The sequence below is a fragment of the Streptomyces sp. NPDC093591 genome (assembly GCF_044764885.1).
Classification (GTDB): Bacteria; Actinomycetota; Actinomycetes; order Streptomycetales; family Streptomycetaceae; genus Streptomyces.
The window spans coordinates 718,441-733,929 of the sequence record NZ_JBIWIY010000001.1; the positions used below are offsets into that span (position 1 = coordinate 718,441).

The 15,489-nt window shown below is 67.5% G+C and carries 11 protein-coding genes and 3 pseudogenes; 8 read left to right on the forward strand and 6 right to left on the reverse strand.

All coding sequences use genetic code 11. The annotated features are described in order from the left end of the window. Positions 1 to 553 precede the first annotated feature (553 nt). Positions 554 to 2,209 (reverse strand): penicillin-binding transpeptidase domain-containing protein, encoded by a 1,656-nt coding sequence (locus ACIREI_RS03130; protein WP_403326742.1) that lies wholly within the window; start codon positions 2,207 to 2,209, stop codon positions 554 to 556. A 343-nt stretch (positions 2,210 to 2,552) separates the two neighbouring features. Between ACIREI_RS03130 and ACIREI_RS03135 the strand changes: the two genes are divergently transcribed. From ACIREI_RS03135 to ACIREI_RS03145, 3 genes are all read left to right on the forward strand, one after another. Continuing rightward, the gene (locus ACIREI_RS03135; RefSeq protein ID WP_403326744.1) at positions 2,553 to 3,380 is read left to right on the forward strand and encodes a glycoside hydrolase domain-containing protein; all 828 of its coding nucleotides are present in this window, start codon (positions 2,553 to 2,555) and stop codon (positions 3,378 to 3,380) included. Between the two features lie 151 nt (positions 3,381 to 3,531). After that, complete coding sequence (locus ACIREI_RS03140; protein ID WP_403326746.1) at positions 3,532 to 4,242, forward strand: LAETG motif-containing sortase-dependent surface protein; 711 nt, start codon at positions 3,532 to 3,534, stop codon at positions 4,240 to 4,242. A gap of 78 nt (positions 4,243 to 4,320) precedes the next feature. Continuing rightward, positions 4,321 to 5,034: a DUF2993 domain-containing protein gene (locus tag ACIREI_RS03145; RefSeq protein WP_403326748.1), complete on the forward strand. Its 714-nt coding sequence runs from the start codon at positions 4,321 to 4,323 to the stop codon at positions 5,032 to 5,034. Positions 5,035 to 5,110: 76 nt separating this feature from the next. Here ACIREI_RS03145 and ACIREI_RS03150 read toward each other — a convergent pair. Beyond that, positions 5,111 to 5,356, reverse strand: a pseudogene (locus tag ACIREI_RS03150) (transposase family protein); the annotation flags it as partial. 221 nt (positions 5,357 to 5,577) lie between these two features. On the opposite strand from ACIREI_RS03150, the pseudogene ACIREI_RS03155 reads away from it, so the two are divergent. After that, positions 5,578 to 5,903 (forward strand): annotated as a pseudogene (locus tag ACIREI_RS03155) (hypothetical protein); the annotation flags it as partial. A 116-nt stretch (positions 5,904 to 6,019) separates the two neighbouring features. Here the strand turns inward: ACIREI_RS03155 and ACIREI_RS03160 are convergent. Next, positions 6,020 to 6,982: a zinc-binding dehydrogenase gene (locus ACIREI_RS03160; RefSeq protein WP_403326750.1), complete on the reverse strand. Its 963-nt coding sequence runs from the start codon at positions 6,980 to 6,982 to the stop codon at positions 6,020 to 6,022. A gap of 167 nt (positions 6,983 to 7,149) precedes the next feature. Here ACIREI_RS03160 and ACIREI_RS03165 point away from each other — a divergent pair, with 167 nt between their 5' ends. After that, entirely contained in the window at positions 7,150 to 7,794 is a 645-nt protein-coding gene (locus ACIREI_RS03165) for a TetR/AcrR family transcriptional regulator (protein WP_403326752.1), read from the forward strand. Positions 7,795 to 8,103: 309 nt separating this feature from the next. Beyond that, positions 8,104 to 8,565: pseudogene (locus ACIREI_RS03170) on the forward strand (IS110 family transposase); the annotation flags it as partial. 366 nt (positions 8,566 to 8,931) lie between these two features. Here ACIREI_RS03170 and ACIREI_RS03175 read toward each other — a convergent pair. Further along, positions 8,932 to 10,200, reverse strand: coding sequence for an IS701 family transposase (locus tag ACIREI_RS03175; RefSeq protein ID WP_403326754.1), 1,269 nt, complete (start codon positions 10,198 to 10,200; stop codon positions 8,932 to 8,934). 163 nt (positions 10,201 to 10,363) lie between these two features. Between ACIREI_RS03175 and ACIREI_RS03180 the strand changes: the two genes are divergently transcribed. After that, positions 10,364 to 10,900 carry an SMI1/KNR4 family protein gene (locus ACIREI_RS03180; protein ID WP_403326755.1) on the forward strand — a complete coding sequence of 179 codons (537 nt, stop codon included), beginning with the start codon at positions 10,364 to 10,366 and terminating at the stop codon, positions 10,898 to 10,900. Positions 10,901 to 11,204: 304 nt separating this feature from the next. Here ACIREI_RS03180 and ACIREI_RS03185 read toward each other — a convergent pair whose 3' ends face one another. Next, positions 11,205 to 12,443, reverse strand: coding sequence for an IS701 family transposase (locus ACIREI_RS03185; protein ID WP_403326893.1), 1,239 nt, complete (start codon positions 12,441 to 12,443; stop codon positions 11,205 to 11,207). A gap of 245 nt (positions 12,444 to 12,688) precedes the next feature. Between ACIREI_RS03185 and ACIREI_RS03190 the strand changes: the two genes are divergently transcribed. Then, positions 12,689 to 14,479 (forward strand): hypothetical protein, encoded by a 1,791-nt coding sequence (locus ACIREI_RS03190; protein ID WP_403326757.1) that lies wholly within the window; start codon positions 12,689 to 12,691, stop codon positions 14,477 to 14,479. Between the two features lie 317 nt (positions 14,480 to 14,796). On the opposite strand, the gene ACIREI_RS03195 is transcribed toward ACIREI_RS03190, so the two are convergent. Beyond that, on the reverse strand, positions 14,797 to 15,387 hold the full coding sequence (locus ACIREI_RS03195; protein ID WP_403326895.1) for a tyrosine-type recombinase/integrase: 591 nt from the start codon (positions 15,385 to 15,387) through the stop codon (positions 14,797 to 14,799). Between the last annotated feature and the right edge of the window lie 102 nt (positions 15,388 to 15,489).

The following is a 15,489-nucleotide window of genomic DNA, read 5'->3' on the forward strand; positions in this document are numbered from 1 at the left end:
CCCGTACTTCTGGCTGCCAGAGGAGCGGACCTGACCGCCAGCACGATCCCATATCCGGCTCTTTGTTCTGATTTGCCCCGCTCCCTGTCATGGCGGACGGCCCATGGCAGGGCAGTTGCGGGACAACGGGGCCAGGCACGCTGGACGATGCGCTGGAAGACCGCGCTGAACGCCTTCGACATCACCTTCGACGGCCGCCTATCGGCGGCCCCGTCAGTAACCCCAACTACCGTAGTTACACCACTCGTTTGACAGTCCCGAAAGCGGGCAAGCCCCGCTTGGCGGCACCGCGCGCTCCCAGCAGCGCGAAGCCACTGCCGTTGCATAGGGTCGCCACACGGTGCCGCTCACCTGGTCCCCCGGGTGCAACCGCTTCAGAAGAGGGCCCCAGCCCATGTCGAGCGATCCGGATGCCGGAGCGGGGCCCGACAGCCCAAGCCGGTACGTGTCCTGTCTCCCAGAGGGCTGGATCATCGTGCCCGTCACGGTGGCTCGTACGGTGTGCAGGCAGTCCGCCCGGCTGACACCAGGTCCGGCCTCGGCGCACGGGACCTCAGCTCGCGGTGAGCAGGTGCCTGACGACATACCCGGCGGAGTCCACGCCGGAGCTGCCGCCTTCGACCAGGGCGGCGACGGCGATATGGGAGTTGTAGGCGGTCAGCCAGCCGTTGGTGTGGTCGCCTTCCTCCGCGGTGCCGGTCTTGGCGCCGACGCCCGCGAGTCCGCCGAGCCGGGGTGCGGCGGTACCGCTGGTGGCCACGCCGCGCATCATCGACTGCAGGTAGCCGGCCGTGCGGGCGGAGATGGGCCGAGGCGCGGTGTCCTGGTGCTGGCCGGGCAGGATGACCGGCTGCTCGAAGCCCGCGTCGCGTACGGTCGCCGCCACCGAGGCCATGAACAGCGGCGTGGCCGTGACCTGACCCTGGCCTATGAACTGGGCCGCCTGGTCGCCGCCCTGCACGTCCGCCGGGATGGTCGGGTCCGTGGTCGCGACGCCCCCGCCGATGGACCAGCTGCCCATGCCGAAGACGTTCACCGCCTCCTCGTGCAGAGCAGAGGCATCGCCGCCCTGCACGAGGTAGTGGAAGCCGTCCTTGATGAAAGAGGTGTTGCACGACACGGCGAACGCCTGGGCGATCGTGGAGCCTGGGTTGGCCCTCACCCCGGGGTCGTTGTGGAACAACTGGCTGTTGGCCATGAGCGAGTCCGTACAGGGCGCGGGACTGCTCGGGGTGAGACTCGCCTGGTCGAACAGGGCCGCCGAGGTGATGATCTTCATGGTGGAGCCCGGCGACTTGATGCCATTGATGGCGATGTCGCCGTCCGCACCAGTGTGCGCGATCGCGAGGATGTGGCCGGTTCTCCAGTCGAGCGCCACCGTCCCGGCGGGCTTGTCCTGTAGATGAGCGTCCGTCACCGCAGTTTCGGCCACCGACTGAAGACGGGGGTCGACCGTGGTCTTGACGACGGCAGCCAGGCCCTTGGAGAAGACCTTCAGCACCCTGACGCCCGCGCCGGTGCCGTCGACTACGGCCACGCCCGTGCCGGGGGTTCCGCCGGTGGGCTTGGCGTTCTTGCGGATCGTCGCCGTGATGTCCCGCAGGGACGCGAAGGTGGACAGGTCTGTCTTTCCGTCGCCGGCGACCACCTTCACCGTGGTGGTGTCGGCCGGCAACCTGCCCGCGGTCAGTGACTGGTCGTCGCCCAGGCCCGGGTAGAGCACCGAGTTGTTCCAGTGGACCGCCACCACGTCGTCTGTGCTCTTCCGTACCGCCACCGCGCTCGGGTAGCTCCACGTGCCACCCGTGACCTGGGCGGTGACGTCGAAGGTGACCTTGGTGGCGCCGGGCGTGACCGTCGAGGTCCCCGCCGAGCGAATGTGTGCGAACGACAGCGTCTTGAGGTGCAGGCCGTCCGCGTATCCCCGCAGTGCCTGTGCGGTCGCGTCCGGCAGGTCGGTGTCGCCCGCCGCGTCGCCGAGGTGCTGCTTGGACCAGCTGTCCAGGAACGCGCGGGTCAGTTCGACGGCTTCGGCGTCCGTCGGCGGCGTACTCGACACGGCCGACGGGTCGAAGGTGCGCGCCGCCTTGGCCTGGGCGTCACCCGCGGGACCGGACGTCAGGGCATGCACGAAGTTGTAGGTGCCGATTCCGCCGACGACGACCAGGGCGCAAGCACTGGCAAGGCCGATCTTCCCAGCTCTGTTCACATGCCTGATCGTATGTACGCTCCATATGCCGCTGGCCACGAACTGATCTCCAATTGCTCAAAGCCTGGTCAAAGCAGCTGCCCCTTTCGAAGATTTGCCGTGCCTTGAGGGAATCTTGTGGTGATCAGGGGAAGCGGTTTCCCGATCACGGGGTCGATGCCGATTACTGTGCGATCCGCTCCGGACGCCCGGGATGCCGGAAGAACCGTGCCGCGCCATGCGGGGCGGGGCGGCGACGGCTGGGGATCGTCAGTGCGTCGGTCTTGCCGTGTCGGAGCACACATCGTCTTCGGTCGGTGCGCCGTACGCGTGCTGTGGGCCGTGATCGCGAATTGGGGTGGGGATGTCCAGCCATCGGCTGTCCAAGAAGGGCCGCTACATCGCCTGGGCGACGGCGGGTGTCGCCGTCGTCGCGGGTGCTGGTATCGCGGCGCAGACCTCGATGGCGGCCACGACCTGGCCCGCCCAGAGGACGTACACCGGCCGAGCGTTCGACACCTGCACGGCCCCCTCCTTGTCCGCGATGAAGGCGTGGCACACCGGCTTCTACGGCGCCGCCGCGGTCTACGTCGGTGGCAGGAACCGCGGCTGCGCCCAGCCCAACCTCACCGCCTCCTGGGTGAGATCGGTCGGCGCGGTCGGCTGGAAGCTCATCCCGATCTACGTCGGCGCCCAGCCGCCCTGCCAGAAGAGCTCCAGCCCGGAGAAGCTGACCGCCTCCACCGCCGCCTCTCTCGGCGCGAGTGATGCGAAGGACGCGGTGGCCAAGGCGTCGGCGCTCGGTATGAAGGCGGGCAGCGCGATCTACCTCGACATGGAGCCGTACGACATCACGAACAAGGCGTGCAACGACGCCGTGCTGACGTACGTGCGTTCCTTCACCAGGACGCTGCGCGCCAAGACATACCGTGCCGGCTTCTACGGCTTCACCAGCTCCAGCGCCAAGGCCATCGCCACCGCGACCGACAAGACCGACCTGCCGGGCAACCTCTGGTACGCACTGTGGGACAAGCAGTACACCACCACCAAGGACTGGCCGTGGGGCTCCACCCGGTTCACCGACCACAGCCGCGGCCACCAGTACATGGTCAACAGCAAGGAGACCCGCGGCGGTCACACCATCACCGTGGACCGTGACGCCTGGGACGCGCCCGTCGCCATCACCGGCTGAAGCACCTTCACACAGCTGCGTGCGGTGCCTTGTCACCGCTCACGCAGTCCTCGCATCCGAGCGCATTGCCGCTCCGGCCTGCTCTCATCGCCGCCCGGACCACTTCCGGAGGCTTGGCAGCGCCGGGCCCTCGACCCACGAAGGACAGACCATGCCCCTTTCCCAGCACACCGCCAGAGCGGCACGCGTCATAGGCACGTCGGCCGCCGCGGCCGCGCTCACAGTCGGTGCCGCACACACCGCGCTCGCGTGCAGCATCGGTGACTTCTCGGCAGCGGCCGTATGCGACGCAGGCGGCCACGGCGTCATCCGCGTCACCGACAAGGACACCTCCGGCACCCCTGCCACCGTCAGCCTGTACGTGCAGCTGAGCATGCCCGGCGGCGAACGGCTCGTCGACACCGAGACGATCGAGCACCCGACCGCGCAGGGCACCGCCGTCGACCTCGTCCCCCTGGACTGGTACGCCGGGGAAACCTTCCGGATCCACGTCAAGGCTGGCGACCAGGTCGACGACGACATCCAGCCCCAAATCGTCGTACCGGACGAAACCTGCGCGCCCTCCAGTTCCTCCTCGGCGCCGACCGTCCCTTCCGGTCGGCCCTCGTCGACGACGGCGCACCCCTCCCCGACGTCCTCCACGGCCTCGACCTCAGGGCCGAACCCGGCGCAGAGCGGCAGCGCGGCCCCGGTGCCGGATACGAGCAGTGCCGCATCGCCCGCAGGCGTTGGCAGCAACCTGGCCGAGACCGGCGGGGGCACCGGTACCACCGTGATCGCCGGTGCCGCCACCGCACTGGTCGTGGCCGGCGGCGGCATCGTCCTCGCCCTCCGTCGCCGACCGGAACACCGTTCTCGCTGACAGTTCTGCCTCACCTGGACACGCGGCGATGTGGTTCATCGGGCCGTGGTGACAACGCAATGACATGGGGGGATCTACGTGAAACGCCGATGGGTGAAGGTTCTGGTCATCGCGGTCGTGGTGCTCGCCGCACTCTTCGCAGCAGTCGACCGCACAGCCGTGCACTACGCGAACAACGAGGCCGCGCAGCTCGCGAAGGAGAAGTACGGCTACGACAACACCACCGACGGCTACCTGGACGTGTCGATCGAAGGCTTTCCCTTCCTGACCCAGGCAGCCGACCTCGACTTCGGTCATGTGAGGCTGACCGCAGGCGGGTTCTACATCGACACCACGACCAACACGCAGGGCGGCTATCTGCACATCGACCGTCTCCACCTGGACCTGCGCGATGTGAAGGTGACGTCGCTGACAGCACGCAGCGCCGAAGCGAACCTGGCCACCGGCACCCTGACACTCTCGTACAAGGAGCTGTCCGACGTGGTGACCCGGCTCGCGGGCAGTGGCGGCCCGCTGCGGGTCTCGCGGGCGCCGGGATCGAGCGGTCAGGCGGCACGCGTCAAGGTCTCTGGCACGGCCGTCGGCACGGCGTTGAACACCACGGGGACGCTCCTCGCGCAGGGAACGGAGCTCTCCCTGACCGTCCCCGGTGCCGAAAGGGCCAGTACCGCCTGGCGGGTCGGTCTCCCGGTCGGCGTCGACTTCACAGCGGCGCGTGCCACCGCGGACGGCATCGAGATCCGCCTCGTCGGTCACCAGGTGACGCTCGGCTCGTCGCGCTACGGACGTTGAGGTTCCGATCGCGCGCAACGACGCGGTGCTCCCGTCCCAGCCGCAAACCGCTGCCCTGGTCCGACGAAGCATCAAAAGCAGCCAGGAGTTCGACAGCCTCGGTGACATAGCGGTAGGCCGTCGTGGTTCCGACGCCGAACCCGGCCGCGAGCTGAGCATACGTGTGCCCCACTCGCAGATGAGCGAGTGCAAGCAATGCCTGGCGGCCGGCGCTCAGGCGCCGCCAACGGGAGCCGATCGTACGGCAGTGCCGCCTCAACTGCTGCGTGAGGAAGCGGAGGGCCGAGCTGGACACGTCGACGCCCGACGGGTAAACAAGCACGTGAAGCCTCTGGTGAAGACGGTTCTCTTGGTCGAAAACCCATCTACCAGGGGCTTCACGACGTTGTCAGCCCAACTGCCGGAATCGCACGCCGAGTTGGAAAGGGACCACTGAGCCGTTTCCAACGTGGCCGATCGGCAGGCGAGTCGGCGTGAGAACGGTGTTGGGGAGGAGATGAAGCTCCTGATAGATGGGTTGTCGGCCAGGATCAACCCGTTCGCCTGAAGCTTCACGCGCTTGTCTGTCCATCGGAAATCGATGTGTCCAGCGTGACCCTGCGCTACCTGACCGGCCTACTCGCCGCTCGGCGTCAGGAGCGCGGAACACGCTGGCACCGGCCGACCCGCAGCCGACAAGTCATGCTTGTCCTGGGTACCTGCGGTGCGGCCACACCTACAGCCAACGGGCCGTGTACGTCTCCCATGCCAAGATCCACGCCCTCGGCGAGCAGGTCATCACAACCTTGAAGACGTGGCGGCTGCTGCGTAAGCTCCGCTGCAGCGCCACGCGCATCGACGACCTGTTCAAAGCCACTCTCGCCCTCCACCGGGGACATCACGCTGAGGTCGGAAAGTGGCTCACGGCCATACTGGGCATCATCACGCGGCCCCCGCACGGCGGCGCAATCGTCACCCGGGGTCGCGAACGCCGTCCCTGCCCGACTCAGGGCGCCAGCACGACCCTGCCGAACACCTTCCCCGCGTCCATCTCGCGGTGGGCCAGCACCGCCTGGTCCAGTGGCAAGACTTCGTGCACGACCGTGCGCAGGTCCCCGTGCGCAGCATCGGCGAACTGGGACGACCGCACGGCCTGCCGGTCGGGGCCGGGCACGGTGTCAGAGCTGAACGTGGCGAATGACAACGACCTGCGGAAGGCGTCCATCAGCCGCATGCCGAAGTCCGCCGGCGGCTGCCCACCGATTACACCGACAGCCACATACCGCCCGTTGGAGTTCAACTTGTCCAGGAAAAGGGGAAGCTGGGGACCCCCCACGACATCGATCACCACGTCGAAGCCCGCCGGTGCGTCCGGGCCGTCCTCGCCGGAGCGGTCAAGGACATGGGTCGCGCCCAGGTCCCGCAGGCGGGCGCCGCGCTCCGCCGACGAGGTGGTGACCGCCACCGCGCTCGCGCCGTCCCTGGCTGCGAGTTGGACCGCCGTGATCCCGATGCTGCCCGCCGCACCGCGCACGAGCACCGTCTCGCCAGGCGTGAAACTGGCCCGGGCCAGGGCGAAGTGGGCGACCACGCCGGAGCCGCCGAGGGTCACCGCGTCGGCGCCGGTCAGGCCGTCGGGCAGCGCAAGGACGTCCTCGACCGAGGCGACGGCGTGCTCGGCGTACCCCCCGGACAGGCCGGTGAACGCCCACACCCGCCGCCCGATCCACAAGGCGTCCACGCCCTCTCCCACCGCGGTGACCCTTCCCGCGACCTCGCTGCCGAGGAGATGGCCCTCCCGGAAGCCGTAGGCGGCAAGCGTTCCCCGGCGGATCACGGCGTCCACGCCGCCTACCCCGATCGCCTCCGTGGCGATCTGCACCTGCCCCGGGGCAGGAACGGGCACGGGGACATCGACGACCTCCAGGCCATCGGGGTCTCCGAACGCCCTGATCACGACGGCTTTCATCTCTGCTCCTCGGGTTGGTGGAGGGACGGATCGCAGCTGCTGCGCGCCATGGGCGTCAAGCCGGCTCCCAGAGCCGGGGCATCACCGGCGAAGTGCCGGAACGGGGCGGCAGCACCGCCATCGGACCGTAACGGACGCCCCCGTCCGCTTGGCTAAAGTGAGAAGCGATGACCAACCATTTGCCTCAGACTGTGCGCTCCGACGCCCGCGACAACCGGGCCCGCATCCTGGACGCCGCCCGCGCGGTGTTCGGCGAAGAGGGCCTGAGTGCGCCCATGCGCGAGGTCGCCCGGCATGCAGGCGTCGGCCCCGCCACGCTGTACCGGCATTTCCCGACCAAGCAGGCACTGTTCGCGGAGACCTTCGCCGAGCAGCGGCGAGCCTGCCATGCCGCCGTCCGCGACGCCCTTACGGACTCGGACCCGTGGCACGGATTCCGGAGCCTGATCGAGCGGATCTGCGAACTCCACGCCCACAGCAGGGGATTCGCCGACGCCTTCATGACGGCCTTCCCCGAGGCCATGGACTTCGCCGCAGACCGGGAGCGGACTCTGCACGCGGTCGGCGAACTGGCCCGCCGTGCCCAGAAGACCGGCCAGCTGCGCCCCGGTTTCGTCGTCGACGACCTGGTCCTCATGCTCATGGCCCACCGGGGCCTCCAAGACACGCCGCGTGCCGCCCGGGTCACGGCCTCCCGCCGCTTCGCCGCCTACATGATCGAAGCGTTCCGCGCCACACCAGAGACGGGAGCGCCTACGCCGCTGCCGGCAGTACCACGCCTGCAGCTCACGTACTCGCCCAGCACGCCATAAATCCGTCACCTGGAGGTCCGTCAATCCTTGCAGCCCGATATCCTTGTCGGGCCCCTGCCGCAGGCAGGTTGGAAAGGGCTCCCTACGTTGTTCTGCGGGAGGCGGTGAGCCCTTCGTATGGTTCACCCACCCAGGGGCGCCGGGTGTGGTTGAAAAGGCTCTGCCCATTGTGGCTCTCAGTGATTGGCCGCCCGGTGCCCCACGACGACTCGGCTGCCAATTAGGAATTGCGAATGATCGCTCCGTAGGGAATCGACAGCGAGGTCGTCCTTCGGGAGGCACCAGCAGCACACCGCACGGAGGCACCACATGGCCGCGATCTGGGCCGGCATCGACGCAGGCAAGACCCACCACCATTGCGTCGCGATCGACGAGAGCGGCCGCCGGCTGCTGTCGCGACGCGTCGCCAACGACGAACCCGAACTGCTCGAACTCCTCGCCGATGTCATGGCTCTGGGCGAGGAGGTGACCTGGGGCATCGACCTGGCCGACGGCGGAGCCGCCCTGGCCATCACGATCCTCCTCAACCACGGCCAGCCGGTGCATTACATCTCCGGCCGGGCCATCCACCGCGCTTCCGAGAGCTACCGCGGCGAGGGCAAAACCGACGCCAAAGACGCCGCCATCATCGCTGACCAGGTCCGCGTCCGCCGGGATCTGCACCCCTTACGCGCCACCGACGACACTGTCACCGATCTCAAGATCCTCACAGGCCGGCGCACGGACCTGGTAGCCGACCGCACCCGCACCGTCAACCGCTTGCGCGCCCAGCGACCGCAAACCAACGCCCCATGGACACCAGCCCCGCTGGCGGACCGACCGTATATAGCAGTAAATCCTCGGTTATGGAAACCGGGGATGCTCCGGAACATAGGTGTCGTCCGGATGCGATACGTCGCAGTAGCGCACTGCGGAAGATGTGTTGACCGATACCCGCGTAAAGGAATCCGATGCCCGACACAGTGGACACCCGCCTGATGGCATCCAGCCTTCGTCCAACCCTCCTCGAAGGGCCCGCCGAGTGGAGGCCGTCCTCATGGATACTAATGAGCTCGCAGCGATGCTGAACCTGTCGGCAAGCTGGGTCTACCGGGAAGCCGCCAAACTCGGCCTAGTACTCCAGTGCGATTTCGTGATCTATCCGCTGCTCTCGTCGGCTGACCGGCGTCGGTAGTGGCTGCGCCGGGCTGTTGCCTGGTGGCGTCTGCGCCAGATTGACCAGTGCAGCAGTCTGGCCGGGGACACGACTGATGGGCTGAGGGCGGCGGCAAACAGATGGCGGATTTCCGGGACGGTCAGGGCGATCGGGTCGCTGCCGCGGGTGTCGTGATGCGGTTCTTCCGCCCGGTTGGGAGCTGCGTCGGCGGTGACGGCGACGAGGAAGGCCAGCGCGAGCATGGCGAGTGTGACGTGCCGGTGCCAGCCGTTCCAGTGCCTCACCTGGTAGTGATCCAGGCCGACTTGGCCCTTGGCGGCCTGGAAGCATTCTTCGACGCTCCAGCGGGTGCCGGCCACGCGGACGAGTTCAGCCAGCGGTGCTGCGGTGGGCGACCAGCACAGGTAGAAGGCGAGTTCCCCCGTGGTGGGGTTGCGACGGATCAGCAGGTGGCGGTGCTTGTCGGTGCCGATGTCGATCCAGGCCCAGTCGTAGTAGCGCGGGCCCTTTGCCCCGGCTCCGGCGCTTTGCCGGTGCCAGGCGGCCTCGGGCAGGCGGCCGGCGACCGTGTCCGCGCGGATCGGTGTGCGGCCGGAGTTGATCCGGACCCGGATGGAGCAGGCGACGGCCAGGACATAGCCCGTCCCGTGTGCCTCCAGGGCGGCACGAAGCTGCGGATCCTGCCCGTACGCTTCGTCGCCGGTCACCCACGGCGCCTCTACCCCGGCGTCCAGTGCCGCGGCGATCATCTCCCAGGCCAGGCGGGGCTTGGTCGCGAACTGCACATCGCCGGGCACTCCGGCCGCGTCCCGGCGCTTGGTATCACAGCACCAGGAATGCTCGGGCAGGTAGAGCCGACGGTCGATCAGCGCCCGCCCCCGGCTGGTGGCGTAGGCGAGGAAGACGCCGACCTGGCTGTTCTCGATGCGTCCCGCGGTGCCGGTGTACTGCCGCTGCACGCCCGCCGAGGACCGGCCCTTCTTCACGAAGCCGGTCTCGTCGAGGATCAGCACTCCACCTTCGCTGCCGAGGTGCTCGACGGCGTAGGCGCGGACCTCGTCGCGGACGGCATCGGCGTCCCGGCGGGCGCTTCGCAGCAGACGCTGCATAGGCCCGGGACGTGCGTGCCCTGTCTGTTCGGTTAGCCGCCAGCAGTTCTTGCGCTCGACGCCGGACAGCAGCCCGACCAGGTACGCGCGGGCGGTCGCCCGAGGTTCCACCCGTCGGAAGCGGCCAGCGATTCGGGCCATGGCCTGGTCGAACATCACCCGCCACCGGGCAGGGTCTACGCTATGGCCCGCGGCCACCGCACGATCTTCAGGAGTCCACACGACCCCCGATGATCACGCAGTGGCCGTTCCTGTTCTTCGATGCACCCGACACAAGATCGCGGAGTATGGACGAGAGATACCTATGACTGACTGGGCAGACGCCATCAGCCGCATGGTCGCAGCGCAACGCCAGGTTCACGTGATCGATCGTGAGCATCTTTGGCGACACGAGCAGCCGGCTCCTCCGGCGAGCCGAGAGCTGCTCGGGCTGGTGGAGGCGCGACGAGGCGTCACCTTGGACTCGCAGTACGCGGAGTTTCTCCTCCACGCCGATGGTTGGCCTGCCTTCATGCAGGACGTGGACCTCTTCGGTACGTCGGACCTCTTGGGGGAACCGTTCGACGGAGCGGTCCAGTTGCTGTCCACGCTGGAGCCAGAGGTGGTTGATGCCAGCGATCTCGACGTGGCTTCGCTCATTCCCATCGGGGCATCGCGAACCGACATTGACCTGTTCGTCATGGCTCAGTCCGACGGGAGTGCCCCAACCCCGGTCATCTGGCTCGCCGGGCTCGAGGTCGAGAGGTATGTCTCGTTCGAAGAGTTCTTCCAGGCGATGATCGAGGAGAACCTCAGCGAGGCAGCAGACCTTCGTGAGCGGCAGCAAGACCCAGAGGGCTGAGCCCTCGGCCGGTACGAGTCCGGCCGAGGCTGGCTGGCCATGAACCACACGACGGATGCCGGGCTCACCAGGGCATGCGAGCTGTTGACAGTACTCGCCGCATTCTCCGGCACGTAGATCACAAAGTCACACTGGAGTACTAGTACTCCAGTTGCACTTCGCTATTGCCGCTGGTCAGGGGATGGTTTCTGAGCATACTCAGCTGACGTGCCGTCATGTGGCGAGAGTTCGTGACCTCCGGTGCGGCGTTTGTAGTGGCAGCGCATGGCGGTGGCCTGGTGTCTGCGTCGGAAGCAGGACCACCTCAGGGCATGACGGGTGTGCTGGCGGTGGTGGCCTGGCCTGGGGCGGCAAGTCGCCAGGAGCCTGCGGATCTCTGCCAGGCTGAGCGGCACGAGGAAAGATCCGTTTCTGCGGCCCCCTTTGCGTCTTCGGCCTGGGCCGCCATGGCCGCGAGGAAGGCGTGGGCGAGCATCGCGAGAGTGATGTGCCGGTACCAGCCCGGGTAGCGACGCACTTCGTACTGGTCCAGGCCGCACTCGTTCTTCGCGCTCTGGAAGCATGACTCGATCGCCCAGCGGGAGCCGGCGATCCGCACCAGCTCCGCGACACTGGTGCCGTCTGGCGCATAGGCCAGGTAGTAGGCGATCTCGTCCGGGTGGGCAATGCTGCGGCGGGCCAGTACCCACCGGTGGTGGGAAGGCTCGTCACCGCCGAAGAACGAAACGGCCGGGAGCTGGGCGGCTGCCCAGTCGTAGACCCGCGGGCCCTTGGCACCGTCGCCGCAGGAGAGCCGCTCCCAGGCGTCGTCGGGGGCATCCCCGATGAGCTGGTCGATGCGCCAGCAGCCCGCGAGGGACTTGACCTGCTGCGACTTCGGGACCGCGACGACGTAGCCCAGACCGCTCTCCTCGAGCATGCGACGGAAGTGCCAGTCCTGCCCGTAGAGAGCGTCCGCGGTCACCCACGCGACGGGCAGTGGTGAGGCAAGCGCCCGGGCGATAAGGTTCCGGGCCAGCTCGGTCTTGGTGGCAAAGGCCCGGGCGTCGGGCACGCCTGCCGCGTGGCATCGGTCCCGGTCGGACGTCCAGGACTTCGGCAGGTACAACTCCCGGTCCACCAAGGTCCGTCCCCGCGACGAGGCAAAGGCGGCGAACACGGCGACCTGGCAGTTCTCCGTGCGTCCTGCCGTGCCGGAGTACTGCCGCTGCACACCCGCCGAAGCAGTGCCCTTCTTGAGGAAGCCAGTCTCGTCGATGATCAAGACACCGTCGGGCTCACCGAGCCGTTCGGCCACGTATTCCTGCAGGTCGTCGCGGACCTCATTCGGATCCCATCGGGCCCGGTTCAGCAGGTGCTGCAAGCCGGCCGGAACATCGTGGCCAACGTACTCCGCGAGTTGCCAGCCGTTCTTCCGGCCGACAGGGCCGAGCAGCCCGCGCACGTAGTCCCGCATCCGCCGCCGCAGATCGACCCGGCCGAACCGGTGTCCCACCCGCAGCAGCACCTCTTCCAGTTCAAGAGCCCAGCCATCAGGCCGCACATCAGCTTGCACGATCAGCACAACAGCGATCACAAGCCGCCGGTCACGAACTCTCGCCACATGACGGCACGTCAGCTGAGTATGCTCAGAACCAGCCCCTGACCAGCGGCAATAGCGAAGTGCAACTGGAGTACTAGGTCGGTGGCGCGGAAGGCGGTGGACCACACGCGGTGGAAGTAGTCCTGGGGTTTGCGTAGGTCCAGGGCGAGGGCGTCTACCTGGCTGACCCGTCGGCCGGTAGCCCGGTGTTGCAGGGATCGACCGCGACGGCTTTCGTCCTGCGCTGGAACGAGCGCCCCAGCGGATTGCTGATCCCCGCCTCCTCCCACGAACCGGCACCGATCGATTTGGCCGTGGCTTTCCTCACGCCGGATGAGATCTTCGGGTCCCAGTTGTCTGCCGGCTACACCGAGCGACAGTTGCAACGTGTTCCCGTGGAGGGCGTTCTGCGTTTCTGTGCCATGGTTCTCAACGCCCTGGCCGTTCCCGGTGCGTCCGCCGCCGCAGTTGATCATGGGTTTGTCGACCTGGTGTTCAGCGAACCAGTCCGCAGCCGTGTTCTTAACCTGCTCAAGGACAAGACCCGCCGACTCCTGGTGCCCCAGGCCTTCATGCTCTTGGCCCGCATGGCCATGGAGACTTCGCCGGACACCCTGCCTGAGGGCACACAAGAAGGTGATGTCGCAGGCGCCTTGTTCGCTCTCACTCAGACGATGGGGGTGTTCCCCGACTCCGGCCCGTCCATCATCGGAGACCGGCCGGGCACGGTGGGCCGAGAGCTCATCGCCAACCAGCACTTCAACCACAACTGGTCCGTCGCGGGATTCCTGGCCCGCTATGCGCGCCGCTGGCTGCAGTTGCCGGCCGAGCACCAGGGCCAGTCGGGCATCGTCGATCTCGGCCAGGCCTACCGGGACTGCACGGGCATCGAGTTCGAGTCCCTGGCTGCCGTCGCCGCCTACCTGTGGATGGTCACCACCTCCGGCCGTTTCGTTGTCGAACCGGGCGAACTGGCTGACCTGAACATACCCGCCGAACAGGTTGAGGCGGTGCTGACACTGATCAGCACCGACCTGCCGGGAATGCGGGAGGCGATCCGCAGCGAACGGCCGGAACAGCGCACCGAGTGGTCCTTCGACCCGTTCCAACGGTGGCCCGTCCTCCGGCTGCCCGAGGGCCGGCTGCTGATCCTCGACCCCCGCCACCTGCTCAACCGTGCCTTCGGGTGGCTACCGATCTTGGACATCAAGTTCCCGCCGCCGGAGCGCACCAAGCCCGCAGGCCACCGCAAGCTGGCCGGCCAGGCCGAATCAACCCTGCGCCACCTCAGCGAGGTCTACGTCAGCGAAGTCCTGCACAGGATCACGGGCGACGAAGGCACCACCCGCCGGGTCTGCGACGACGCCGAACTCAAGGCCGCCTACACCGCCCAGGGCCAGCGCATAGCCGACGCTGCGATCGACTACCCCGGCACCTGGATCGTCGTCGAGGTCACGACTTCCCAGCTGCGCCGTGAAGCTGCCACCGCCGTGCCTGACGAATCACAGATCGAGGACATCGACAAGCTCCTCGAGGAACTCGACCAGATCGACGCGACTGTCGCCGCACTGCGCCGCGACGAGGCCACTCTCACCGGCACGCCGGCTACCGCTGTCCGCCGCTACCTGCCGCTGCTCGTGCTGCCCGAGGGCTTCCCCGTCAACCCGATCACCCTCACCGTGATCCGTGAACGCGCCCGGGCACGCGGGTTGCTGCAGGCACCGGACATCGATCCGGTGGAGATAGTGGACATCGAAGAGCTGGAAATGATCGAAGGCATCCAGGAAGAGCGCGGCCCCAGCATGCTGGACATCCTGCGCCGTAAGCAGTCTGGCAGTCTGCGTAATTCGGCCGTACGCGACCACATCTTCCACGTCATGAGGCTGCATCCCAGCCGCCCGGCCAGACAATCCGACCTGCTGGAAGCTGCCCTGAAGCCGCTCGCCGACGTTCTGCCGCGTCCGTCGCACGACCAATCTCGTGGGGAGCAAGGCTGAAGTCAGTGGTGGATTGGTGCAGACAGGGGGAGCGTCGCGTGCCGTCATCCCGTTGGGTGCGGCCGGAGAATTCGCATATACCTCTGGATGAGGATTACCAGGAGGCAGCGAGTGGAACGTCAGTACGTGGGAGTCGCGGAAGCTGCGACCTATCTCGACATGACCCAGCGCTGGATGTATCGAAGAGTCACAGCGCAACGGTATTCCTAGGTACTACTTCGGTGGCAAGCTGAAGTTCAAGATCGCGGATCTTGATCGTTGGGCACAACAGCAGAAGGTTGTGTGAAGGGCCGGGCGAAAGCCCGGCCCTTCACGCGTTACAGGCCTTCGTTGAGGAGACGGGCGGCTCGACCGATCGACGCCGGCATGAGGTGGCGGTAGATCTTGAACGTCATGTTGATGTGCTTGTGTCCCATCCACTCCGCGACATCCGTGATGGGTATCCCCTTGGCCAAGCAGTTGGACGCGAAGAAGTGACGCATGGAGTAGGCGTTCAGCCTCCTCGTGATGCCCGCCCTCTCCTTCGCCGCACCCCATTGGTAGTCGAGAGTCGTGTGTGCCCAGTGCGCGGACCGCTGGGTTCGGAGGAGGTAGCCGTTCATGTCCGTGCCGTGCTCCTTGTCGTATCGAAGGAGCGACTCACGGACAGTCCAAGGCATCGGAGTCTCGCGGAACTCCCCGGGCTTGCGGTGCTTGAGGCGGGATCGCTGGCGGGTCCTTCCTTCGATCTGTTCGGTGATGCGGTAGACGTCGTCCGCGACCATTCGCTCCAGGTTGGCGGCATAGGCTTCGCCGTTTCGGAGGCCGCAGCCGGACATGAGGTCGATGACGACACAGAGCTCGTCGCTGGCGACCGCCTTGAGGGCGTGAAGCTCGTCCAGCGTCGGGATGGTGATCTTCCGAGGGATGTACTCGGGGGGGGGGGGGGGGGGGGGGGGGGGGCGCCGGGCGGCGGGGGGGGGGGGGGGGGGGGGGCGGGGGGGGGGGGGGGGGGGGGGGGGGGGGGGGTA

Coding starts and splice junctions, on each gene's coding strand:
- ACIREI_RS03165 (WP_403326752.1), top strand. CDS start 7,150: ATGACCAACCATTTGCCTCAGACTGTGCGCTCCGACGCCCGCGACAAC.
- ACIREI_RS03180 (WP_403326755.1), top strand. CDS start 10,364: ATGACTGACTGGGCAGACGCCATCAGCCGCATGGTCGCAGCGCAACGC.
- ACIREI_RS03175 (WP_403326754.1), bottom strand. CDS start 10,200: ATGGCCCGAATCGCTGGCCGCTTCCGACGGGTGGAACCTCGGGCGACC.
- ACIREI_RS03160 (WP_403326750.1), bottom strand. CDS start 6,982: ATGAAAGCCGTCGTGATCAGGGCGTTCGGAGACCCCGATGGCCTGGAG.
- ACIREI_RS03140 (WP_403326746.1), top strand. CDS start 3,532: ATGCCCCTTTCCCAGCACACCGCCAGAGCGGCACGCGTCATAGGCACG.
- ACIREI_RS03135 (WP_403326744.1), top strand. CDS start 2,553: ATGTCCAGCCATCGGCTGTCCAAGAAGGGCCGCTACATCGCCTGGGCG.